The organism is Desulfosoma profundi (assembly GCF_055387865.1).
This window is the reverse complement of the sequence record NZ_AP042420.1, coordinates 887,750-912,060: the sequence shown is the minus strand read 5'-3', so window position 1 is coordinate 912,060 and position 24,311 is coordinate 887,750. Positions and strand designations below refer to the sequence as shown.

General features: G+C 56.7%; 17 protein-coding genes and 3 pseudogenes. 14 read left to right on the top strand and 6 right to left on the bottom strand.

Annotated elements, in window-relative coordinates; all coding sequences use genetic code 11:
* The first annotated feature begins 30 nt into the window (after window positions 1-30).
* Entirely contained in the window at window positions 31-504 is a 474-nt protein-coding gene (locus ACZ5K9_RS04075) for an acyl-CoA thioesterase (RefSeq protein ID WP_464273140.1), read from the top strand.
* 27 nt (window positions 505-531) lie between these two features.
* On the opposite strand, the gene ACZ5K9_RS04070 is transcribed toward ACZ5K9_RS04075, so the two are convergent.
* Entirely contained in the window at window positions 532-1,281 is a 750-nt protein-coding gene (locus ACZ5K9_RS04070; RefSeq protein WP_464273139.1) for a hypothetical protein, read from the bottom strand.
* 493 nt (window positions 1,282-1,774) lie between these two features.
* On the opposite strand from ACZ5K9_RS04070, the gene ACZ5K9_RS04065 reads away from it, so the two are divergent.
* Window positions 1,775-3,226, top strand: coding sequence for a DEAD/DEAH box helicase (locus tag ACZ5K9_RS04065; protein WP_464273138.1), 1,452 nt, complete (start codon window positions 1,775-1,777; stop codon window positions 3,224-3,226).
* 50 nt (window positions 3,227-3,276) lie between these two features.
* Window positions 3,277-3,408 (top strand): annotated as a pseudogene (locus ACZ5K9_RS04060) (carbohydrate kinase family protein); the annotation flags it as partial.
* 213 nt (window positions 3,409-3,621) lie between these two features.
* Here the strand turns inward: ACZ5K9_RS04060 and ACZ5K9_RS04055 are convergent.
* Window positions 3,622-4,947, bottom strand: a complete 1,326-nt coding sequence (locus ACZ5K9_RS04055; protein ID WP_464270963.1) for an IS1380 family transposase — start codon at window positions 4,945-4,947, stop codon at window positions 3,622-3,624.
* A gap of 122 nt (window positions 4,948-5,069) precedes the next feature.
* Here ACZ5K9_RS04055 and ACZ5K9_RS04050 point away from each other — a divergent pair.
* Window positions 5,070-5,939: pseudogene (locus tag ACZ5K9_RS04050) on the top strand (carbohydrate kinase family protein); the annotation flags it as partial.
* Window positions 5,940-6,245: 306 nt separating this feature from the next.
* On the opposite strand, the gene uvrB reads toward ACZ5K9_RS04050, so the two are convergent.
* Entirely contained in the window at window positions 6,246-8,252 is a 2,007-nt protein-coding gene (gene uvrB / locus ACZ5K9_RS04045; RefSeq protein ID WP_464273137.1) for an excinuclease ABC subunit UvrB, read from the bottom strand.
* Between the two features lie 210 nt (window positions 8,253-8,462).
* On the opposite strand from uvrB, the gene ACZ5K9_RS04040 reads away from it, so the two are divergent.
* From ACZ5K9_RS04040 to ACZ5K9_RS04025, 4 genes are all read left to right on the top strand, one after another.
* Window positions 8,463-8,975 carry a type 1 glutamine amidotransferase domain-containing protein gene (locus ACZ5K9_RS04040; protein ID WP_464273136.1) on the top strand — a complete coding sequence of 171 codons (513 nt, stop codon included), beginning with the start codon at window positions 8,463-8,465 and terminating at the stop codon, window positions 8,973-8,975.
* A gap of 167 nt (window positions 8,976-9,142) precedes the next feature.
* Window positions 9,143-10,000, top strand: a complete 858-nt coding sequence (locus ACZ5K9_RS04035; protein ID WP_464273135.1) for a 4Fe-4S dicluster domain-containing protein — start codon at window positions 9,143-9,145, stop codon at window positions 9,998-10,000.
* Between the two features lie 1,727 nt (window positions 10,001-11,727).
* On the top strand, window positions 11,728-12,303 hold the full coding sequence (locus tag ACZ5K9_RS04030) for a class I SAM-dependent methyltransferase (protein ID WP_464273134.1): 576 nt from the start codon (window positions 11,728-11,730) through the stop codon (window positions 12,301-12,303).
* Window positions 12,304-12,316: 13 nt separating this feature from the next.
* Window positions 12,317-15,523, top strand: a complete 3,207-nt coding sequence (locus tag ACZ5K9_RS04025) for a DEAD/DEAH box helicase family protein (protein ID WP_464273133.1) — start codon at window positions 12,317-12,319, stop codon at window positions 15,521-15,523.
* A 977-nt stretch (window positions 15,524-16,500) separates the two neighbouring features.
* Here ACZ5K9_RS04025 and ACZ5K9_RS04020 read toward each other — a convergent pair.
* Window positions 16,501-16,731, bottom strand: coding sequence for a helix-turn-helix domain-containing protein (locus ACZ5K9_RS04020; protein WP_464273132.1), 231 nt, complete (start codon window positions 16,729-16,731; stop codon window positions 16,501-16,503).
* A 637-nt stretch (window positions 16,732-17,368) separates the two neighbouring features.
* Here ACZ5K9_RS04020 and ACZ5K9_RS04015 point away from each other — a divergent pair.
* The 5 genes and pseudogenes from ACZ5K9_RS04015 (at window position 17,369) to ACZ5K9_RS03995 (ending at window position 21,910) form a co-directional block, all read left to right on the top strand.
* Window positions 17,369-18,067, top strand: a complete 699-nt coding sequence (locus ACZ5K9_RS04015; protein WP_464273131.1) for a Crp/Fnr family transcriptional regulator — start codon at window positions 17,369-17,371, stop codon at window positions 18,065-18,067.
* Between the two features lie 246 nt (window positions 18,068-18,313).
* Window positions 18,314-18,796 carry a cytochrome P460 family protein gene (locus ACZ5K9_RS04010; RefSeq protein WP_464273130.1) on the top strand — a complete coding sequence of 161 codons (483 nt, stop codon included), beginning with the start codon at window positions 18,314-18,316 and terminating at the stop codon, window positions 18,794-18,796.
* Window positions 18,797-18,887: 91 nt separating this feature from the next.
* A complete protein-coding gene (locus ACZ5K9_RS04005; RefSeq protein WP_464273129.1) occupies window positions 18,888-19,592 on the top strand; it encodes a c-type cytochrome in 705 nt (234 codons plus the stop codon).
* Window positions 19,593-19,869: 277 nt separating this feature from the next.
* Window positions 19,870-20,364, top strand: coding sequence for a hypothetical protein (locus tag ACZ5K9_RS04000; RefSeq protein WP_464273128.1), 495 nt, complete (start codon window positions 19,870-19,872; stop codon window positions 20,362-20,364).
* Window positions 20,358-21,910: pseudogene (locus tag ACZ5K9_RS03995) on the top strand (mercuric reductase). Before ACZ5K9_RS04000 ends, ACZ5K9_RS03995 begins: the two are co-directional and overlap by 7 nt.
* A 268-nt stretch (window positions 21,911-22,178) precedes the next feature.
* Here ACZ5K9_RS03995 and ACZ5K9_RS03990 read toward each other — a convergent pair.
* Entirely contained in the window at window positions 22,179-22,346 is a 168-nt protein-coding gene (locus ACZ5K9_RS03990) for a hypothetical protein (RefSeq protein ID WP_464273127.1), read from the bottom strand.
* 407 nt (window positions 22,347-22,753) lie between these two features.
* Here ACZ5K9_RS03990 and ACZ5K9_RS03985 point away from each other — a divergent pair, with 407 nt between their 5' ends.
* On the top strand, window positions 22,754-23,233 hold the full coding sequence (locus tag ACZ5K9_RS03985; RefSeq protein ID WP_464273126.1) for an REP-associated tyrosine transposase: 480 nt from the start codon (window positions 22,754-22,756) through the stop codon (window positions 23,231-23,233).
* 338 nt (window positions 23,234-23,571) lie between these two features.
* Here the strand turns inward: ACZ5K9_RS03985 and ACZ5K9_RS03980 are convergent, their stop codons facing one another.
* A complete protein-coding gene (locus tag ACZ5K9_RS03980; RefSeq protein WP_464273125.1) occupies window positions 23,572-24,282 on the bottom strand; it encodes a Crp/Fnr family transcriptional regulator in 711 nt (236 codons plus the stop codon).
* Window positions 24,283-24,311: the final 29 nt, after the last annotated feature.

The window sequence follows — 24,311 nt, the reverse complement described above, 5'->3', positions numbered from 1 at the left end:
AACCGATTCCAGAACATTGGAGGGATGTGGATGATGAGAACATGGCAAAAGAGCGAACCTCTGTCAGTGGAAGGGCCATGGTATGCCCACGGTCTGCGCGTGCCCCTCTATGAGGTGGACTTAGGCCAGGGCGTGTATCATGGAAATTACTTTCATCTGTTTGAACTTGGGAGAGAGGCGTTTCTCCGGGCTTTGGGATATCCCTACTCGTGCTTCATGGCCCAGGGGCGGCATCTGACGGTAGCTTCGCTGGAGTGCCGGTACGTGAAATCTTTACATTATGATGATCTCATTGAGGTTCACACGGGCGTGTGCCGTCTAGGGCGGCGCAGCCTTTCTCTCGCCCACCGGATTCAACGGCTCATGCCGGACCGGGCTCCGGAGACGACCACCGAGGCCGTGATGCATTTCGTCTGCGTTCACGACGGCGTGGCGGTTCCACTTCCGAAAAACTTTACAGACAGGATTCTTTCATGGATCCACGACAACGGCGAATTCTTCTGATTCGTTCCTTTCCCCAAGTGTGCGAGACTAACGGGTTGCCGCCAATTCGTATCGACGGATTTCCGGGTCGGGTTTGATCGTCGAGACCACCGCGTACAAGCGGCCTTGAAGTCCCAGCTTGGTGGCAAGCTTTTCCGGCACCTCGACGGGTTGCACCCAGCAAGGCTGCTTTTGCACGATTCGATCGTGCCCGTCGTAAAGAATGAGCTCAAACTGTCTGCCCTGCAGGTCCTCCTGCATGTTCACAAGATATTTGACGATTAACACAGCGCCATTTTTTTGCACTCGCATCCATTGGGCGAGATCTCCTTTGGGAGAATAACCTGTCCGATAAAGCTTCACGGCTTCCCGAGGTTCTTTGGAAGGAACTGTCGTGGAGAGGATTTGGGCCAACTCTTCAGAGGTGAGGGGCTCCGCGGCAGCGCCCGCCAACGGGCCTTCCTTCAACAACCCGACCCACGCTTTTTGCTGTTCGGGTTCCGCGACCACGGCAGTTCGGATTCTCGACGCGGCGGTGTCGTAAGCGATCTCTGAGCCCGCAACGATCTCCTGGATGCTGCGCACCTGATTCTTGGGGATTCCGGCCACACCCCCGGGAATTTCAAAAAACACCGTTTCTTTGGCCTCCCAGCAATAGGGGACTTCAACCCGATTGCCGTCGGTCAGGGTGATCCTGATTTTGGCCGCCCAAGCCCCTTCGGTATGGAAAACCCAAAGCAATCCTGTCAGGGCCACAAGTTTTACCCATAAACGACAACGAGCCTTCTTCCGTCCCATCTGTGTGGCCTCCCTTGCCCCTGGTTGGGTTCGACAAGCTATGACGAAAGCCGTCATATATGAACACAAAAAGAACTTGCGGGAAAGCGGGGATCGCCTTGAAAGGCGTGAGCTTTCGGTGACCAGGGGATCCCGCTCTCGCCTCCCGGGCCGATGGTGGGCTCCGGAGCCTCCGCAAAGATCGGGGAGAGCCGTGCCCAGCGACGCGACTCACAACAAAAGCAAAATCTGCCTCGATTCCAGGCCTGATGCTCGGTCACCAAGCGAAGGGCCGCTGAGACCATGGAGAACCCGGCCTTGGATTTCCAGAAAATTTTCCCGAATCCCTCCTGTCATTTGCCGTCCCATTGGGCTTCTGGTATAGACACGTGGCGTCTTGACAGACCTGCCGTTCTCAGCGCACAAAGCGCCAGTGCAGGATGCCAAGTTTCGGCCCATCGGCCAACGGGAATGTGCATAAGCCCTTGTCTCAATTGTGGAGGATTCCTCTCACGTGATCGAATACATTCAGAAGCTGCTCCGACGCCTCATGTTTTGGCGCCCCACCGGTTCCCAAACTCCGGCAGAAGACATGCCGCCGTTGGAAGCGGAGACACCGGAACCGAGAAAAGCACGGGAGGATCTCGCTGCCGGTGTGCCTTTCGCCCAATTGGGTCTTTCGCCCCCTGTCCTCCGCGGGCTCCATGAAGCCGGTTTCATCCGGTGTACCCCGATCCAGGAAAAATCACTTCCGATCACACTCAAGGGCAAAGACATTGCCGCCCAGGCCCAGACCGGATCGGGCAAGACCGCCGTTTTCTTGATCACCATCTTCGAAGTTCTCCTCAAGAGACAGCCCCTACCCGCCCAATGCCACGCACTGATCCTGGCCCCTACCCGAGAATTGGCTCTTCAAATCCAAGCCGACGGGCAAATGCTGGGGCGTCACTGCCCGTTCCGTCTTACGGCCATATACGGCGGCGTTGGCTACGAAAAACAGATCCAAGCCATACGGCAGGGCGCCCACATCGTCATCGCCACCCCGGGTCGTTTCATTGACCTGATGAAGCAGGGTCACATGAAAACCGATGGTGTGTCTCTGGTCGTCATCGACGAAGCCGACCGGATGTTGGACATGGGGTTCGTCAAGGACCTCCAGTACATACTCAGACGCCTGCCTCCTTATCATCGTCGGCAAAGTATGCTTTTTTCTGCAACACTTTCTCCGCGTGTTTTGGAAATCACCTATCCGTATATGAACGCACCAGTGGAAGTGGCGGTTGATCCTGAAAAGTTGGTCGTGGAGACGGTCAGGCAGGAACTATTCCACGTGGCTCGAGATGAAAAATTCTCGTTGCTTCTGGGGCTCTTAAAAAGGGAAAAGCCCGCGCGTGCCCTCCTTTTCTGCAACACCAAAGTGCAAACGATACGCGTTGCCGAAAAACTGGTGGCGAACGGTTATGCCGCCCGAGGTATTACGGGAGATCTTCCTCAAAGCCGTCGCGTTCAACTTCTGGAACGGTTCAAGAAGGGAGAAATCACCATTCTTGCGGCCACGGATGTCGCTTCCCGAGGTCTCCATGTGGAAGACGTGACGCATGTCATCAATTACGATGTGCCCCAGGATCCTGAAGAGTATGTCCATCGCATTGGTCGAACGGCTCGTGCTGGGAAGCAGGGGAAGGCCATCACCCTGTGCGGCGAAGACGATGTCTACGCACTAGAAAATGTGGAAAAACTTCTCGGCCAGAAGATTCCTGTGATATGGGCCGAAGAGGACTGGTTCTTGTCCGACCAAGCGAAGAAAACAGCAACGAGACGGCCGCCACGGGGACGGCGTTCGTCGCCGGGCAAGAAGGAACCTCCGCCGGTCAAAAACGCCGGATCCCCGATCAAAAAAAGGACCAGACAGGGAAAGAAAAAAAGACCCGGCCCATCGAAGGGCACCGCCCCCGAGAACCAATGAAAAGGGACGTGCCTCAGAAATCAGGCAGATATTCATAGAAGGGACGCGCTATGGAGATCTACATTTGCGGCTCGTTGGCCTATGATCGGATCATGACTTTTCCGGGACATTTTGCCGATCATATTCTCCCCAACAAAATTCATATGCTCAATGTCTGTTTCAACATCAACGGCTTGGTGGAGAACCTGAATCAGTGAAGTGTGATTGGGTGGACTGACGAGCATGGATTCGGAACCCATTTTGGGGCTCACCGATGCCCTGATTCAGCCACTTTTTCGGGTCATCGCCTTTTCAAGGCCTGAAAAGCCCTCATGGCGATGCCATTTCAGACATTTTCGGACACACCTCACCCCCTTATGGCCAAAGGAGCTTTCAGGCTTTTGCGGCGGCGATCCCTATGCTGGGCAAAATTTGAGATAAACACTCCGAAAAGCGTGAAAAGCGGGACAATGCCGACCAAACTGGAGCTTCAGCCGACGAGCGCTTCGGATCACGCGCGCTGCCAGATAGATCAGCTCCTGGATCACGGTCTTTATACGACGCCGCTTCGCCCGATGCCGTACGGGCGAAAAATGGGCCAGGAGGCCGTTTTGCCCCAGGATGCGCAAAATGTTGTAAGCCAGTCCGCCCAGGGTCAACACCAGCGCATTGGTGGCAAATTTTCCAGACGGCAACCGCTCCAAGTCCAGGTCGGACTTGATCTCACTGTGAAACTGCTCGCTCAGACCCCGCTTCTCGTACAACCCGATGACTTCCTCTTCAGGGACGGAAAGCGACGTCCACCAGCCCTCCAGCTTGATATCCGGCCGGATCAAGATTTGCCCCTCGCTATCCGATATCCTCTCGGTGACCCGGATCACCAGCCGAAACCGATAGGTTCTCTCTTCATGGTGTCGCGTCACCCACGTGCTGAAGACCGCCACTTTCTGGCCGGGGCGGGGCTCACTCACACGGCCTTCACTGAAGGCCCGATCACGCCAGGAAAGGACGTCGGCCCGGCGCGGATTCCATTGGATGATAAAGCTCACCTTGGGGTGTCGGCGAAGCTCCACAAGCGTTTCCAGGGCGTCGTGAGCCGAGTCCGTTCGCACCAAAAGGGGCTTGCAGGTCACCTTGCGCGCATGCACCAACATCTTGCGCAAAAAGTCAACAAATCCGCTCTGAGAATGCTGAGAACCAGGGCGAAGCTCCAGGCCCAGACACCATCCCTCCTGCCCAAGGTAGGCCCCGATCGGCGCGTATCCGTCATAGTCCCGGTACGTGCGCGACACCCCTTCTTTCTTTGTGTCGGAATTGTCCAGGCAGAAAACATCCAGGTCCAAAGGCACGTGCCCCGTGGAAAGCGCCGTCACGGGAACCTGAGTCCTCTCAAGCAGTTCTACGCTACTTGCGCCGGCAACACGTTCGAAAACTCTCGCGTGCTTGTCCAAACGTTGCCGCAAAGTTTCTTGCGAAGGAACCTTCTGAATGTCCAGAGCCTCTTTGAACCAGTCATCGCCGGCGACCTCTGCAGCGGCTTCAAAGTCACTCTTGCCCAGACACAGAAGCCCCAAGTAGGTCTTGACCACATCCGCGTGCGAGATCATTGGTCGCCCTGGAACTTCCTTTTCCAACTGCTCGCACAGGCTCGTGTAGCCGTTGATCAGATTCCCCACAAGGGCCAAGCCTGCCTGCCCGCTGTAGAAGGCCTTCGAAGATTGTTCGATCTCAATTTTCTTCATGAGTGCACCTGCCGGGTGAAAATGTGACAGGAGACCCTATAGCACAAAAAGGGATTAAATTCAACAGGATGTCTTCAGTAACATAATTTTATGTATAGACGCACCCTCACGGATTAAGGGAGAAGTTCGGCGGGACAGCAGGCAATATTGCATATACGCTGACGCTTCTAGGAGAAAGGCCTCTGATCGTGGCGACGGCAGGCGACGATTTTGCCCATTACAAGCAACGATTGGACCAACATGGGCTGGACACCCGCTGGATCAAACAGATTTCCGGGGTGCTCACGGCCGGAGCTTACATCACAACGGACTTGAACGATAACCAGATCACAGCTTTCAATCCTGGAGCCATGGCCTATCCTGCAGATCTTCCCCCATTGACGGACGGGAGGCGTCCGACACTGGTCCATATCGCCCCAGGCAACAAGACCGATATGTTCGAATTGGCTCGACGTTGCAGAGACACAGGTGTGCCCTTCGTTTTTGATCCCGGCCAAAGTTTGAACATCTGGACCGGTGATGAAATCGCCGACGCCGTGGAAGGGGCCTTTTGTTTCATTTCCAATGATTACGAACTCAGCCACTTCCTGAAGATGACCCGTTGGCAGCGATCAGATTTGGAATCGAGGGTGCATATGATTATCACCACCCAAGGGCCCGATGGGAGCATCCTGCAGATCCAGGGAGAGAAAATCTTCATTCCGGCCGTCAGCCCCCCAGTCATTGTGGATCCCACAGGCGCAGGGGATGCCTATCGAGCCGGCTTTCTCAAAGGATTGGCCCTGGGGGAAGACCCTACCGTGTGTTGTCATCTGGGCAGTGTCGCAGCCTCTTACGCCGTGGAGCACCATGGCACTCAGGAACACTACTTTGACTGGGGAGATTTTTGCGATCGATTTGAGGAACACTTCGGATACCGGGTCAAAAGTGGGGAAAATGACGCGGAGAGCCGTCAACACTCCGGGCGGGAAGATGCCAAGGTGGCATTATAAGGGCCAAACGGTGCCGCTGAGAATGGATGCCGGCCCTGGCACTCATTGAGTCGTGTTTCCACGAGGAACGTCATCTTCCAGATCATCGAAACGCCTGACCGCTGCCGAGAACCTTAAAGGAACTGGAGGCAAGGCTTTAGTCGAAGTGATGGGCGAAGTGCGCCGGCCTTGGACCCGTGGGGAAAGGCTTGTTGCCGCCAAAGACCGGATGATTGGACGTGCCGTCCCGAAAGGCAAGCATCGCCTGAGAGTTTCACACCTCACAGAGAGCCCGTGTCGACACCGCGCGACGTCTTTAGGTCGTCTTTAGCGAATCAGAAGTTGTTCCTGCCGAAGCCTCTTGATTTCGTCCCTGAAGGCGGCAGCTTTTTCGAACTCCAACCGAGCCGCCGCCTCTTTCATTTTCTTCTCCAGTTGGATGATGGCTTCATCGACGTTCGGCTTTTGGGTCGTTTCGAACAAGGCCCGCACCTCCTGGAGAACCTCCTGAGGGACAAAGTGATCTTCAGGGGAACGATAGGGGGCGAGGATATCGGCGATGGATTTCTCCACGGTGTGTGGGGTGATTCCATGGGCTTCATTGTAAGCCTGCTGCAGTGTGCGCCTTCGCTCTGTTTCTGCAACGGCCTTGCGGATGGAGTCCGTCAATCGGTCCGCATAAAGGATGACCGTGCCGTCCACGTTGCGGGCTGCCCGACCGGCCGTTTGGATGAGGGAACGCTCGGAGCGGAGAAACCCTTCATTATCGGCATCCAGCACCGCCACGAGAGACACCTCAGGGATGTCCAACCCTTCTCTCAACAGGTTAATACCCACAAGGACGTCATATTCGCCGAGGCGTAAGTCCCGCACAAGCTCGATACGTTCCAACGTGTCCACGTCGGAGTGCATGTATCGCACACGAATTTTGAGTTCGGATAGATATTCGGTTAGGTCTTCGGCCATGCGTTTGGTCAGCGTGGTCACCAAAACCCTTTGTCCCAGGGCGACCCTTTTTCGAATCTCTCCAATCAAATCGTCCACTTGATGTTGCGCAGGCCGCACTTCCACATGAGGGTCCACCAGGCCGGTGGGGCGAATGATCTGTTCCACCACGTAGCCCTGAGTGCGTTCCAGTTCGTATGGACCCGGCGTCGCAGAGACATAGATGACTTGATGGACTTTGGCCTCAAATTCTTCAAAGCACAGTGGCCGGTTGTCCAGAGCGGAGGGGAGCCGAAAACCGTACCGGACAAGTGTTTCCTTGCGGGATCTGTCTCCTCGGAACATCCCCCGGAGCTGCGGGATGGTGATGTGGCTCTCGTCGATAAAGAGGAGAAAATCATCGGGAAAATACTCTAGGAGCGTGGGCGGGGGTTCCCCAGGCCGTCGGCCGGTGAGATGTCGGGAATAGTTTTCGATGCCGGGACAGTATCCCAATTCTTGGAGCATCTCTAAATCTAGTCGAGTGCGCTCTTCAAGACGCTGGGCCTCCACCAGCAAGCCTGATCCGCGCAGTTCGTCTAGACGCAGGGCCAGCTCTTCTTTAATGCTTTGGATGGCTTTTTCCAGAGTGGCTTTATCCGTGACGTAGTGGCTTCCCGGGTATATGGCGACTTCCGGGAGCGAGCGGACCGTACGGCCTGTCAAGGGGTCGAATTCTCGAATCTCGTCGATTTCATCCCCAAAGAACTCCAGTCGAATCGCCCGGTCTTCTTCATGGGCCGGAAAAATTTCCACCACATCGCCCCGGACACGAAAGGTGCCCCGATGAAAGTCTACGTCGTTTCTCGTGTATTGAATTTCCACGAGCTTTCTCAACACCACGTCCCGATCCACGGCCATGCCGGTTTTCACCCATAGGAGCATGTCCCGATAGGTCTCTGGGGCACCGAGGCCGTAGATACAGGAGACGCTGGCCACGATAAGCACATCCCGTCGCTCCAAAAGCGCCCGCGTGGCCGCGTGGCGCATCTTGTCAATGGTTTCGTTGATGGAAGCGTCCTTGGCAATATACGTATCTGTCTGGGGGACATAGGCTTCCGGCTGATAGTAATCGTAGTACGACACGAAATATTCCACGGCGTTTTCGGGGAAAAAGGCTTTAAATTCCCCATAAAGTTGAGCGGCCAGGGTTTTATTGGGCGCAATGACCAAAGTGGGCTTCTGCACTTGAGCGATCACGTGGGCCATGGTAAAAGTTTTCCCAGATCCGGTGACTCCCAAAAGGGTCTGCTCACGAACACCGGCCCGGATATTGGCGGTGAGCTTTTCGATGGCCTGAGGTTGATCGCCCTGTGGGGCCCAAGGTGCATGGATCTTGAAAGCGTTCATACGGCATTGACTCCTGGTTGCACTGCGTTCAAGAGGCTAATAACAGGCCGCCCACCGCCCCTGTCAAGGGCGGGTTCGAGAGGAGAGTGTGTGAGATGGCGGCCGGATCTGCCGCCGGCAGTCTCCTGGAGCTAAAATAAGACCTTTTCCACGGACAAGGTCATGGCTGGAGCCCAAGTCAATGAAACAACCCGAGAAGGATGATGAACCATGAGCCCCAAAAGAGCCCTAATCCTCGTGGAAGACCTCTATCAGGAACTGGAGGTCTGGTATCCCTTATTGCGGTTGAAAGAGGCAGGCGTGGAGACGGCGACCGTCGGGCCGGTCAAAGGCAAGACGTACAAGAGCAAGTATGGTTATCCCGTGGAAGCTGAACTTCAAGCGGATATGGTCGATGTGGATGCGTGGGATGCGGTGATTGTCCCTGGGGGATACGCCCCGGACCTCATGAGACGCCACCCCGCCATGGTGCAGGTGGTCCGTGACGCCTACCTCAAGGGGAAAGTCGTCGCCGCCATCTGCCACGGGGGCTGGATGTTGGCTTCTGCTGGTATTCTCAAGGGCAAAAAGGCGACGTGTTTTTTTGCCATTCGAGATGATGTCGTCAATGCTGGGGCCGATTATGAGGATCGAGAAGTCGTGGTGGATGGAACGCTGATCACGTCCCGAACCCCGAGCGACCTCCCGGCGTTCATGCGTGCCGTTCTTCAAGCTCTATCCTGATGCTTTTCTGCACGGGGCAGGCGGGAACGACGGACAGATTTGTGAATGATGGCACTTTGTTACTTGTATGCATGTGCGTTTTCGATTACTCTTCTTACTGAGGAACCGGCCCGTGGCACCGCACGTAAACATCACCCCGCGCGGGAACGCGAAGACAAGGAGGCATCATGGAAGCACTCGTTTACCCGAAAACGCTCCACCGGCGGTGGATCAATCAAGCGGTGAAAGCCGAAATCAATCTCTGTTTTACCTGCGGATCGTGCACCACGGAATGTCCTGTGAATCGAGCGACCAATCGGCTGGATCCCCGACGACTCGTGTGGATGGCCAATTTGGGACTGATGGATGAATTGATCCGAGTCCCCGAAATATGGCTGTGTCTGGGGTGCCGCAAGTGTTCCCATGTGTGCCCCATGACGGTCAAACCGGCGATGCTCATCGCTTTTCTGCGCTGGGAAGCCGTTCGTACAGGGGCCATTTCACAGGGCATGAGCGACGATCGCCGGCGCCTTCAGGATCGCTTGCATCGTGAGCGGGCGAGTGTCGTCAATGCCCTCTTGGCGGAACAGTTCCGCAGGATCGGAACCTCAAACCCTGTTGCCTCGATGGGGGCGGCCTTACCTTGGAAACGATTCGAGCAATTCCACGGCCATCCCACGAACTTGGCTTCGTGCTTCGCCTGTGGGGAATGCAGCAACGCCTGTCCCGTGTGTGTGGATCGCTCCGTCTTGGATCCTTTGCTTTTGGTTCGGGGTACCCTCTTCGGTTACGGTTCGGATCTTGCCTTGTCCCCGGCACCGTGGGTGTGTCTCCAGTGTGAGAGTTGTTCTCGGGCCTGCAGCCATAATGTTCAAGGGCATCTTGTGGCTCTCGCTTTACGTGAAGCGGCGGAAGAGCTCGGTTGGGTGAACAGCGCTTTTCTCGGCACATGGGCCGACAAGGACCGAAAACTTTTCCGAGACTACGCGGACAGCGTGACACAATCGCACCGCCATACCATGGAGGAATCCTCGAATCCTGTATGAAGCCGAGAAACAATGCGATTAATCCGTGAAATTGCACTTATGCATAAAACTATCTTACGGGAGATATCCCATTGATTGTACCTCTCATTTATGCTATAAGGTTTCCTGTCGCATTTTCACCCGGCAGGTGCATTCTAGAAGAAAATTGAGATCGAACAATCCTCGAAAGCCTTCTCCAGCGGACACGCGGACCCGGCCCTTGTGGGGAATCTGACTCACGGCACCGCGAGCCTGTGCGGGCAGTTGGATTGGAAGGGGAAGTTCCAGGGCGGCCGATGGTCCCGTATGCGGAGGTGGTCAAGACCACCTTGGGGCTTCCGTGTCTGGGCAAGCGCGGCTTTGAAACCGCTGCAGGGGCAGCCGGCGATGAGGGATTCAAAAAGGCTCTGGACATTGAGAAGGTGCCTTCGCAAGAAACCTTGCGGCAACGTGTGGACAAGCACGCGAGGGTTTTTCAAGGCCTTGCCGGCGCTGGCAGCGTTGAGCTGCTTGAAAGGACCCGTGTTCCCGTGACAACGCTTTCCACGGGGCATGTGCCTTTGGACCTGGATGTTTTCGGCCTGGACGATTCCGACACAAAGAAAAAAAAGGATTCGCGGCCGGACCAGGACGACGGCGGATGCGCCCCGATCGCGGCCGACCTTGGCCGGGAGGGATGGTGTCCGGGCGTGAAGCTTTGCCCGGGGTCTCAGCATTCACAGAGCGGATTTGTTGACTTTTTGCGGAAGATGTTGCGGCATGCGCGCAAGGTGACCCGCAAGCCCTTGCCCGTGAGAACGGATGCGGCGCATGATGCCCTGGAAACGCTTGTGGAGCTTTGTGGACACCCCAGGGTGAGCTTCATCATGCGACGGAATCCTCTTTTGTCAAGAATCGAGTTCAGGAGGGGCAGTTTGTGTCTTTTCCCGAAAATTCAAAGGTCCTCCTGGGCGGAATGGCTTACAACATCTTGTGCATCCTGGGCCAAAACGGGCTCATGGCCCATTCTTCGCCCGTTCGACTCGGGCCAAGCGGCATCGCATAAAGACCGTGATCTAGGAGCTGATCTATCCGGCGGGGAGTGTGATCCGAGGCGGCCGTCGGCTGAAGCCGCAGTTCGCTCGGCATTGTCCCGCTTTTCACGCTTTTTGGAGCGCTTATTTCAAATTTTGCCCAGCGTAGGGATCGCCGCCGGAAAACGCGAAAGCTCCCTTGCCATGATGGGGGTGAGGTGTGCCCAAAATTGTCTGAGATGGCATCGTCACGAGGGCTTCTCAGTCCTTGAAAAGGCGATGATCGAAAAAGCGGCTCAATCAGGGCATCGGTGATCCCCAAAATGGGTTCCGAATCCATACAGGTCTCCCGCCAATTATACTTCATTGATTCAGGGCAACACTTATTTTTACGCACCGCCCCCACTAAGGCATCTGCAACCAGGGGCTTGGAAATCGTATGTTCGAGGGAAGAGCGTCTTTGTCGGATTCGATGGCAGGCAGGGTGCCCCAGCAGAGATGCGGGCCGGTACCCAGCATGAAAAATCAAAAGGGTGGAAGAAAATCCACCTCCAAACCCCCTTCGGAGCCGAAATGGCCCGCCCAGTTTGCGAAAACAAAATCGTTCAAGGAGGGCTTTTAGGCTTCTACAGGGGCTCCGACAATTGCTGCAGAAGCGTTGGGAATTGGTGCCGAACTGGCGTTTGCATCAGGTGCGGCTCTGCTTCCTCTCGCCAAAACAGAAGTATGGAAACCATGAATGACTATTATGTTTCCCATTTCGAGGAATATCACCACAAGACCTTCTTTATCGATCCCACCCCCTTCTTGGAACCCCTGACCAGATTCCTGCTCCCACCGGCCCACATCCTGGACATCGGCTGTGGTTCGGGCAGGGACCTGCTCTGGTTTCAGCAAAGAGGATACGAAGTGACCGGCCTGGAACGTTCCCCCGGTCTTGCGCGCCTTGCTCGCGAGGGCACGGGCGCTCGCATCTTGGAAGCGGATTTTGAGACTTTTGATTTCACTACCATGCGGGCGGACGCCCTATTACTGATCGGGGCCTTGGTCCACCACCCCTCGGAGCGCCTGAGCGGGCTATTGCGCCGCATGCTGCCAGCCCTTGGGGGAGCCGGGTTCATCCTGATCAGCCTCAAGGAAGGACAGGGGGCGATTACGGCACCGGATGGTCGTATTTTCTATCTCTGGCAGGATGGGACACTACGAAGGGTATTTGATGCCTTGAACCTGATGGTTTTGCATCACGCAAAGTCTCTCTCCACGATAGGCAGCAAGGAAACCTGGCTGAGCTACGTCCTCAGGATTCAATAGCGCAGGATACGTAATGATCCAGAAGAAACAACAAGAAACCATGTGGCACTTCAAGCTCGTCCGCGATCGGATCCCGGAAATCCTAGCAAAAGAAGGTAAGCCATACGCAGTTCGAAAACTCCAGGGGCAGGACTTGAAACGAGCCGTGGGACTCAAGCTTTTGGAGGAAACCCACGAGCTTTTTCGTGCTTGGCACCGAGAAACCCCCGAGATTATTCTAAGAGAAGCCGCCGATCTACTGGAGATCACCTTGCGACTCCTGGAACTGCAGGGGTTTGCATTGAATGATCTGCTCCGTATGCGAGAGGAAAAGCGGCGGTTGCGGGGTGGATTTGAGCAGAACATTTTTCTTGACTACGTAGGCCCCCCGCCGCCTGTCCCCGTTCATGAAGATCTCCCCCGTGTCTTTTTCATCCCGGTGGACCATGCCACTTTGATCGAATTGATTAGGGCGCTACTACTTCAAAGCACCAGCGTGTCCATTGCCTCAGCGTTCTACACGCCCGCCGTTACCAACCTGTTGCTCAATGACCTGGATCGTTTCGCGGCGCGAGGTGGCAATCTACGGATCCTGCTCTCCACCATGGGCAACCTTAACCGTCCCGAGCACCTGCAACACATCAAAGATTTTGTACCACGAGCTCAGGTTCGGGTTTTTCATCCCCCGGAGGTACCGTTGGAAGACGATCCTCCCGCTTTTCATGCCAAAGCCTATCTGTTTGAGCGAGATTCCCAAAGGGGCAGCCTAATTGTCGGCTCATCCAACTTCACTCAAGGTGGCTTCTTTTCAAACATTGAATGGAACTATTTTAGCTCCAATGAAGTCAATCTTCCCTTTGACGGCTCCCAGAGCCCATTTGAGCGTGTCAAAATTGAGTTCGACCGCATCTGGGACGAGCTGTCGGTAGAGCTGACCGAAGAGTTTCTGATCGAGTACCGGAAAAAACACAGAAGCACACCTCCGATAGACCTGCTGGCCAAAGAGCAAGCTCCCTTTGAGTCCAAATCGAAGAAGCGGATCTCTCCCAATGCGGCTCAGCGCGAAGCGTTGGACCGACTGAAGGCTCTTAGGGAAGAGGGAGCCCAAAAGGCTGCAGTGGTGGCGGCCACCGGGGTCGGCAAAACGTACCTGGCTGCCTTTGACTTCCAGAAAAGCGGACTCAAAAGGCTGCTCTTCATCGCCCACCGAGAAAACATTTTGCACCAAGCTCGACGTACCTTCGAGCACGTTTTCTGCCAAAAAGGTTTCGGAACGATCATTGGGGGAGGCAATCGTGTGGATCGTATTCCGGACGTGGCCTTCGCCATGATCCAGACGCTTTCGCGCCCGGAACACTTGGAGCGGTTTCCACGCGACCATTTCGAATACATCGTCATCGATGAATTCCATCACGCCGCCGCCGAAAGTTATGCGCGGGTACTTCGCCATTTTAGACCACAATTTCTCCTGGGCCTGACAGCCACGCCCGAGCGAGCAGACGGTCGAGACGTGCTTCAACTGTGCGGGTACAATATCGCTTATGAGGTGCGACTCCTGGAAGCAGTCGACCGGGGATGGCTGACCCCGTTTCAGTACTACGCCATTTATGATCCCACGGACTATGAACAAATCACATGGCGTGGCACTCACTACGATGAGAGGGAACTGGAAGAGGCGCTAAGTACCGATACCCGTACCCAGATCGTGGCGCACAATCTCTACAAATACCTTCCCTCGAGCGGAAAGATCAAAGCCCTGGCGTTCTGCAGTAGCGTCGCTCATGCCAGATACACAGCACGACAGTTGTCCGAACACCACGAGATACCGGCTGCCTTTCTGGTAGGAGAACATTCAATCGAAGAGAGGCAGTCGCTCATGAAGCAATTGCAGGACGAGAATGATCCGCTCAACGTTATCTGCTGTGTCGATGTGTTCAACGAGGGGATCGATATTCCAAACCTTTCACACATACTCCTCTTGCGCCCGACTCAATCTTTCACTCTGTTTTTGCAGCAGATCGGCCGCGGGCTACGCCGCGCACCAGGCAAAGACTTTACGGTGATTCTCGATTTCGTGGGCAATTACCGCAAGGCCCACGTCGCTCCTCTGGCCCTCATGGGATACACTTCCTTGCCGGAAGCCATCGAGGAATTGCGCAGAGCCCCGCACAGTATTGCAAGCCCCACACTTCCTTCTGGATGTTTCTTGGATGCGAATCTGGAAGTAAAACGCATCTGGGACGAAGAAATCCGCGAAATCCTGCAGACCATCCCTCTTAGAGAGCGACTGAAGGCATGGTATTTGGAAATTATGGAGGATCTCGGTGTAGATAACCCTCAGCTCATGGACTTCATGGGCTCTTCGTCCCGAGGCGATCCTAAGGTGTTTCTTAGCGAGTTCGGATGCTGGATTCGAGCCAAACTCTACTGCCAGGGCACTCTGCCCGATTACGAGAGAAGTCTACTCGATACTCCGGGAGAAGCCTTTCTCAGGCACATAGAAACGGAGCTTCATCCTACCCGTTCCTACAAAATGGCGGTCTTGAAAGTGATCCTTAGATTGCCGGGCACCCGTTGGTCGGTGGATGAAATTGCGAAGGGGTTTCGGGATTTTTACCTACAAAATCGAGAGATGCTCTTCGACTACGATGAACTGGCAAGAGCCCCGGTTCCAGATGAATTCCCGATCAGCAAGGTGCGGTCACACCTTCTCGATATGCCCCTGAAATACCTGAGCAATACTGAGCGAGATTGGTTTATCCTGGACACTGACAAGAAAACCTTTCGACTTAAGGAAGAAATGGTCGCGTTCTGGAAGCAGAAGGCCTTCAGAGATCTGGTGGAGGACCGGGTTGAGTTCGAACTGACGTGCTATTTCCAACGGCGTCGGCTGCGGCAAACGGTCCACTATCAGGTGTCGCTCTCGGAATGGGGATTTGAGCTGGAACCCTTCTTTGTGGAAAATCTCTTCTATCGGAAGCGGAAGGGCATCGAACTTCGCGACCCCTTGGCACCGGGAGAAAAGCGAAAAATCGAGCTAACATATAGAAAAAAGAGCTATCGTATCGAGGTGGTTCGTCCAGACGGTGCCAAACATTTCAGGCTGGACTACTCGAAAGTTCCTGAACTTCTCCAAACCATCAAAGAACGGTTCCAGCCGCCCCCACGAAAAGGCCAAAAGGTCTTTATCTTGATGAAAAGAGGCAGCCAAGGACTTCACCTGATCGACGTTCAGGGCTGATGCCTGCGACCTCGGTTCCAATGTAGTTGAGACAATTAGCCCTTGTTAAAGTTGGGTAGGGCGGTTACGAGAAAGGATCGGATCACATCAGTTTAGAATCGGCAAACAAGAGTAGGCATGGGGGAAATGGAAGGAGCCCGTGGGCGGCTGGAGTTGCCCCCACGGAGGCCAATCTCAAGGACCTGGATCCGCAGGTCATGGAAAAGAAACGCCGCGGCAAATTCACTGCCGCTTATAAGTTGCGCACCCTCAAGGAAGCCGATGCCTGCACATTGCCTGGGCAGATCGGCGCCCTTCTTTGACGGGAAGGTCTTCATTCATCGAATTTGACCACCTGGCGCAGACAACGAGACGAGGGGCAGCTCAAAGCATTGTCTCCCCGAAAAAGGGGGCGAAAACCGAACCCGGACCGCCATCTCGCAAAACGGGTAACCCAATTGGAGCGGGAAAATCAACGCCTCAGAGATCAAATCAAGAAGGCGCAGACGATCATCGAGGTTCAAAAAAAATCTCAGATCTAATGGGAATTTCCCAGCCCAATCCCGACACCGACGGGAGCAACTCATGAAGGCGGCGACCCTATTGCGAACCGAGGTGGGAACCGTCTGGGCGGGTGATGCCTACGGCCTGGCTGTTTGCACCTCGGTTTGCAATTGTCCCCTAGACGCATAAGTAAAGCTCTTGTGGGCCTGGCCTGTCGTCTTCTGTTTCCTTTCGGGGGTAGGGAACTGGAGGGGGCGAATCGTGGAGCGCCCGCACATCCAGCATGCGTAATGGAAGCTGCTGTCTTCGTGAATCATCACACAGGGCCATGGAACTCGCAGTCGCCTCTTCCTATGCCTACCCTTCGCCGGTGGCTTTCGCATCAGACCGGCTTCCAGAGGCCGACATTTCACTCTGGAGTCGCTACGCTGACCCCCGCCGCGCCGATACCAGGAATAAAAGTGCTTTGCGTTCCAACCTCGATGGTTTTGCTGCTACGTTCCAAGAACTTGCACGGCTTCGTTTACAGGAGCAGGTGGGTGTGACTTCCGACCAAACCGTTGGTCCATGAGTGCACCCGCACCACTGCGCTCAAAGCGATCAACACGTCGGCGAAAGGTTCGCAGGCTCATCCCCAGCAAGCAGGCTGCATCAGTCTGGGTCAAGCGCGTGCTCTTCCAATGGCCATAAATGTCGTCGGGGCAAATGCTGATCCGGCCCGACATCGAGCCGGGGGGGCTGGTGGATGTCGCTTTCCGTCCAAGTGATCCGGTTGTTCGAGAATCGGGGTCCGATCGACCCGATTCCCAGTGCGATCAAGTCCGCCCCGAACTTGGGACGATTGCTGTCTGGAAAGTTTGCCGCCGATGCGCTGGTGTTGACCCAGGGCGGATCGGCATTTAATATCTTGCGCATCTTGAGCCGAAACGGAGTCCCGGCCCGTTTTTCGCCCGTTCGAATCGGGCCAAGCGGTGTCGCGTAAAGATCGTGATCCAGGAGCTGATCTATCCGGCGGGGCGTGTGGTCCGAAGCGGCCGTCGGCTGAAGCTGCGGTTTGGGCGGCATTGTCCCGCTTTTCGGAGCGTTTATTTCAAATTTTGCCCAGCGTAGGGATCGGTGCCGGAAAAACGCGAGAGCTCCTTTGGCCATAAAGGGGGGTGAGGTATGTCCGAAATTGTCTGAAATGGCATCGTCATGAGGGCTTTTCAGTCCTTGGAAAGGCGATGCCCTGAAAAAGTGGCTGAATCAGGGCATCGGTGACCCCCAAGGTGGGTTCCGAATACACGCTGGTCAGTCCACACAACCACACTTCACTGATTCACGCAACAGTTGGGCTTTCAAGCGGCCGTTGGGAGGGAAACAATGGAAGGCGCCGCGGCGCTCACCAAGATCTGGTACCTTCGGAACCTGCCAATCTTTGAACGCCTCGGTAAAGAGCATCACCGGCTCATCGGTGAAGCGGCTATCATGCGCACTGTTTCCAAAGGCGAGCGCCTTTATGAACAGGGATCTTCGGATCCCAATGTGTACATCCTCAAAAGGGGAACGTTAAAAATCACCCAATTGACGCCGGACGGCAAGGAAATCATTCTGGACATCCTCAAGTCCGGCTCCCTTTTCGGGGAGTTGGTCGCCGGTGAGCCCGGAGAGCATGACGAATCGGCGGTCATGCTCGAAGACGGCCTCATCTGCACCATACCCAGCCATCGCTTCCAGGAGCTTTTACAAACCATTCCCGGTTTGGCCCTGCAAATCACCAAGCTCATCCGTTTCCGGCTGCGCAAGATCGAAAACCGCCTGGTGGATCTGGTCCACTGCACGGTCGAGCAGCGCCTGGCCAAGACGCTGCTCAACGTGCTGGATGATTTTGGAGTCCCTTCCAATCAAGGGATCCTCATAACGGTCCGGCTGACTCACAAGGATTTGGCCAGACTGATCGCATCCACCCGCGAAACGGTCACCGCCACGGTGAACCGTTTCAAGAGGAAAGGCATCCTCACCAGCCATGGAAAGCACCTGGTGGTCAGAGATTTGGACAAGCTGAAGGAGTTGGCCTCGTAAGGGATTGCAAACGGAACGCCCGGATGTCCTCCGATTTTGGAGAATTCTTTTCGGTTCCTGCCAGGATCCGGGGGGCATCCCGTCTTCCACACCTGGGCAAACCACGGAGGAACCGGGGAAACCAAAATCCGCACAAAAGGTAAGCGGCCTTACCGACTTGCCCGCACCGTTTTGGTTATCATCTTGGGTAACGGGTGGACTTTTCCAGTCCCTTAAAGGTCAGCCAATTTAAAATAGGAGGTCAGGATGGGAAAAAAACTGGTTATTGCCACGACATGGTTGGTCATTTTGGGGGCGGTCTGCACGCTCCCGGCCGCGGATCTTCCCAGCACGGATCCCGGCGCGTTCTGGAACTACATCACCCGGGAAAGCAACTACACAGCGTGGCGTTTCTTTCCGGGCAAGGAAGGGATCTACCCGGGCCAGAGCCCCCACGGGGCTTATCTCAAGGTCTACGTGAATGACGTGGCCTACCAGGCGGCCAAGGAAGGCCGGCCCATGCCCTATGGAGCCATTATCGTCAAGGAAAACTACGGGAAAGACCAGAAGACCCTCATGGCCGTGACTCCCATGTACAAGGTGGCGGGTTACAACCCCGATGGAGGGGATTGGTTTTGGGCCAAATACGGTCCGGACGGAAAGGTGATGGCCGCCGGCAAGGTCCAAGGCTGCATCCAATGCCACAGTGTGCACAAGACCAAGGACTGGCGTTACCTGCACGCGAAATGACCACCATGCCGGCCGTGTGTTGGGACCCAGATCGCACTGGCGGTCAGCGCCCTTCTGCGGCCGGGCCGGTTTTTGATACGGCGCCCAAGCCATGGGAGAAGTCATGATTTCCTTGACCCTCAAGTCCTGGCTGTCCTTGCCGCTTGTGATTTTGGCATGCCTTCAGCTTTTCACCATGCTGGAACTGCTGGGCCGGCCGGACAAGCGATTCGACTCACAAAAGCTCCGCCGGGCACACCGAACCGTGGGTTGGGTCGCCTTCGTCTGGCTGCTGGCCATCGCCTTTTTGTGCCTGTTCATCCTCCGGGCTTCGGGAGGTGATATGACCCCGCGCGGTGCCGCGCATGCCCTCACGGCGGCACTCTTGCTGGCCCTGCTCACCGTCAAGATCAGTATCGTCGGGTTCTACCGAAAACTCTTTTCCTTCGTCGCCCCCTTCGGGTTCACCGTCTTCGTGCTAGTGCTGACGACCGTTACGCTGTCTGCCGGGGCTTATCTGATCGGGTCCACCCACGGGGGCGCTACCGCCCGGTCCGAAGATGAGCAGGGCCTGGGACAGCGGGTGTTCGCCCAAAAATGCGCTGGCTGCCATTACAGCGACAGAGAGGAGGCCAAAATCGGTCCTGGTCTCGGGGGGATTTTCCGGAGCGGTGTCCTTCCTTCCAGCGGCCGACCGGCTACGCGGGAAAACATTCGGGCCCAGTTGAATACCCCCTATCAAGCCATGCCTTCCTTTGCCGACCTTTCGGAACGAGAAAAGGAGGCCGTGGTCGACTTCCTCCTCCAGGGTCCCTAGCAGCTTGTGCCACGACGCCCAGGTTCTTCCCTTCTTATGCGAACGGAAGGTTGGGGCCACCTGCTGGGCCCGTGCTGCCGGCCTGGCCTTAAAGCAATGGGGGCGGCCCGGCGGGTGGGCCCTAACGCCGGAGCCGTCAAGACCCTTTCGGCGCCGGCCCAATCGCCGGCCGGCCTTTTCAACGAGGAAACGCCATGTCCCGTCAACTCCACGGCCCACCGAAACCGGTTGCCTTTGTCTTTTCCGGAGCGTCTCCCTGGGTGCGGCCCAAGTGGGCATGTTGCGCGCCGTGCTGGAGTCCGGCATCCGGCCCGATCTTTTGGTGGGAAGTTCCGCCGGGGCCTTAAACGCCGCCTGGCCCAGCAGGCCACTCGAGCGGCCCTGGCTGAGATCGCGGCCCTGGATGCCGCCCGTTGCTGCCAGCGGGATTCCTAGATCGCTCTCAAGAAAGCGGGCGAACTCTCCAACCACATCCTGGATCGCCCATTGGGCGCCGACCATCCCCTCAAATGCCGCTAGCAGGCAAAGAACCGCGAATGTCTTGGCGCCCGCTGCCCTTTGCTCAGAAATCTCAACGGATGCGCGGACCAGGGCATTTCGGCGTGACGATGGAGGGATAGACGGAGTTGGCAGCGTGACCAACGGAGTCCATGGCTGGTGGGAAAACCTCCTGCTCAAGCCCCAACGGAATGAAGGATGGGGGACATTTCCATCGGTCGGGCTCCGGCAGGCACGCCGCGCGGGCTCGCCCAAGAAGGGAGAATCATGGTGATCTACAACTCGGAAGACACGCCCGCCGTGCTGCAGCCCTGGGATGAGGCGAACCGGAAATTGGCTTCCTTGGTCCTTCCGGCGGACTGGAAGAACCCCGAGCCTGCTTCCCGCTACAACCTGGTGGTCATCGGAGCGGGCACCGCCGGGTTGGTGACCGCCGCCGGCGCTGCGGCCCTGGGCGCCCGGGTGGCTCTTGTGGAACGGCACCTGCTCGGCGGAGACTGCCTCAATGTGGGTTGCGTGCCGTCCAAGGCTCTTCTGGCTGCGTCGCGCGCCGCGGCAGCGGTGCGCGACGCTTACCGTTTCGGTGTCCAGGTCCCGGAAGGCGTCCGCGTGGACTTTCCACGGGTCATGGAGGGCATGCGCCGCCTGCGGACCTCCATCGCCCCCAATGATTCCGCCCAACGGCTTGCGGAGCTGGGGGTGGACGTTTTCTTCGGGAATGCGCGCTTTGTGGATTCCCAAACGGTGGACGTTCACGGCATACGTCTCAAATTTCAAAAGGCCGTTATCGCCACCGGAGCCCGTGCCGCCGCTCCGCCCATTGCCGGCTTGGAAACGGTTCCCTACCTCACCAACGAATCGCTCTTTTCCCTGACCGAGCTTCCCCAGGGCCTGGGGATCATCGGCGCTGGTCCCATCGGCTGCGAGATGGCCCAGGCCTTCGCCCGGTTCGGATCCAGGGTCTTTCTGGTGGAAGCTCTGCACGGGATTCTTCCCCGGGAGGATCCGGACGCCCACAGATCGTGTGGAGGGCCATGGAGCCCGATGGAGTGGAACTCTTGTGCCGCGGGCGGGACCTGACACTGAGTCCCGGCCCGGACGGGGCGGTGCGTATCCGGGTGCACACCCACGGTCGTGCCAGGCAGGTGGACGTGGACCATCTCCTGGTGGCGGTGGGCCGGGCCCCCAACCTGGAAGGATTGGATCTGGACCGTGTGGGAGTGGCCGCCACGCCCAAGGGCGTGGTCGTGGACGAGCGCCTTCGCACTACCCATCCGAAGATCTATGCAGCCGGGGACGTGTGTTCCCCCTACCAGTTCACCTACGCGGCCGACTTCATGGCTCGCATCGTGATCCAAAACGCCCTGTTCTGGCGCCGAGCCAAGGCCAGTGCCCTCACCATCCCTTGGTGCACCTACACGGACCCGGAAATCGCCCATGTGGGCCTTTAAGAAAAGGAGGCTCGCAAGCAAGCAGTGGAGATCCGGACCTTCGACCTTCCTCTTTCCCAAGTGGACCGGGCCGTCCTTGAAGGCCGAAGCGAGGGGATGCTGCGGGTCCATACGCGCAAGGAAAGCGATCGAATCGTCGGGGCCACCTTGGTGGCGCCCAACGCCGGCGACATGATCGGGGAGCTGAGCCTGGCCATCACTCACCAGATCGGCCTGAAAGGCCTGGCGGCCGCCATCCACCCTTATGCCACCGTGGGGGAAAGTGTGCGCAAGGCGGGCAATTTATACAACCGAAGCCGACTCACCCCGAGGACGAAAAAGATGCTCGCAAAGCTCATGGCTTGGCGCCTGAGGATCTTCAAAACCTAGAAACTTGTCCGGGAACGCCCAGATTCATGCCTGCGGGGCCGTGCGGTCGGTCTGGCCAGGCCTTGTAGGGGCGGGTTCCGAACCCGCCCCTACAAGGCCGTCTCGGAATTCAAAAAGCACCACAGGATCGGTGAAATTTCAACTGGTCAGAAGGCCACAAAAGGGCGAAAGGCCATTGTCAGGCAGGCTCCTAGCCCAAGTTTGTCACTTTTTTGTGGAACTTGTTGTTATTGTTAGAATGTGGTTTTTCATTCTTCCCTACAAATTTTCAATCGATGCTCAGGACCCTTTTCCAGGGACAGAGCGGAAGTCTGAGGGCATTGTACATTTCCACATGGATCGGCTCCGCCTCAGAAGTCTTTCGGATGTGGATCATTTGTCCCTTGTCAGTGATCATGGTGGCGGCCACCCGTGTAGAGCCCCTGAATTGATGCATGCCTTCCTTGTTTTTGGATCGTAAATCTGACATGTGCATTTTATTGGAAGGGCAACCCAGCAGTAACTGCTCACCGGCCGGGTGCGGCTGGTGAAGCCGGAGGTGGCGCCATGAAACACCAACCTGGTAGGCTGGGATCCTGCGGTTCAGCGCGGAAGGTATTGCCGAGCCAGAGCTCGGCGTTCCCAGTGATGTCGAGCCCTGGTTGCCCGCCCCCTGGGAGCACCGGGTCGCAGCCCGGCAAAAACGAGCACACTGGGAACACCGGGCTCCAGCCCGGTAAAGAGAATCACGCTTACAAAGGCTGGTACAGCCGGGGGTATCTGCCTCATTTGGATGCGCCGGCCTTGCTCCAATCCGTCACCTTTCGCCTGGCCGATTCGTTGCCACAGGAGAGATTGCGGCAGTTGGAGCAAGAACTGGCAACCAAGCCCGAAAACGAGCGGGAGAAGTGGAAGCGTCAGCGCATCGAAGCGTGGCTGGATCTGGGCATGGGCTGCTGCGTTTTGCGCCATCCACGTCTTGCCGCGTTGATGCAGAATACCCTTTTGTATTTCGACGGCTCACGCTACCGGCTGCTGGCCTGGCGCGTGATGCCCAACCATGTGCATGTGCTGATCGATCAGCAGGCTCCCTTGTCCAAGATTGTGCAGTCGTGGAAATCCTACACCGGCAGGTGGGCGCTGGCCCATGCCGCTGAGCTGGGGATCAGCGTGCCCGGCAAGCGTTTTTGGATGCGAGACTATTGGGATCGATACATCCGCGATCAGCACCATCTGAATGCGGTGATCGCCTACATACACAACAACCCCGTGAAGGCAGGGTTGTGTAAAAATCCGCACGAGTGGAGATGGTCCAGTGCGGGATATGGGCAGGAGATGGCTTGAAGGCATGGAGCGATCTGAGTGGGGATATCCTGGGTTGACGTGCTGGGAGTGCCAGGCTCCCGCCCGGCGGTGTTTGCCGAGCTGGAGCTAGGGGCATGATGGGTGCTTAAAAGTTCCCCTCCCCTGGTGGGAGTTAGGGGAGGGGGTCGGATAGTAGGAAGGGGCTATCTTTTGCCCTTGTTGAGCAGGGGGGATGGAGATGATCCGATGGGATCACCCCCTCCTAACCTCCCCCATCGAGGGGGAGGAATTTGTGGGTTGGAACGTGGCTCCCCCCGGCGGTCGGAAACTTCCGCCCGGATCCGGCCGGCGTATGTTTACGCTCGGCCCGCCGCGGATCAGCTCTCATTCGATGGCTCCACGTAGACAACCACATGACGGTCCTGCACGGCGATCCGTCTTCCGTCCCGGAGTCTCCCCATGGCCCGAGTGATGCTCACTCGATGGGCTCCCACGAGAAAGCTCAATTCCTCGTGGGTCAAAGGAAAATGGATGGCATAGCCCCCGGCGGTCCGCCTGCCGTGCTCCCTGGCCACGGTCACCAGCACCCTATAGAGGCGCTCCTCCAGATTGGAAAAGGACAGGCTCTCCGCCCGATCGGTCAAGAGCTGAATTCTCTTGGTCAGATTCCGGATCACCTGAAGCCCCACAGCCGGCCGTTGCCGAATCAGTGCCTCGAATCTTTCCTTGGTAAAGCCGCAGATCAGGGTGCGCTCCATGCACACCGCACTCACCGGATATAGCGTTTCTTCCGAAAGGATCTGCTCGCCCAAAAAATCGCCGGGCTTTCGTATGTCCAGAGTGATCTCATGGCCGTCTTCCAACACTTTACTGAGCTTGACGCGTCCGGCCTTGATGAGAAACATCCGGCGCAGCGCCTCCCCCTGGTAAAAGATGACCTCGCGTTCCTCATAGATCCGGCGCTCGGCCGCCGCAACCAGGGCTTGGATATCCGCCGGTTCCAGGTTGTCGAAGAGCCAAAGATTGCCGATGCACTCCGGGTGGACCCGCACATCTTTGCCGAGCAGTTCTTCACACAGGCATCCCATGCAAGGTTCTCCTGTAGGCTCCGGTTGGC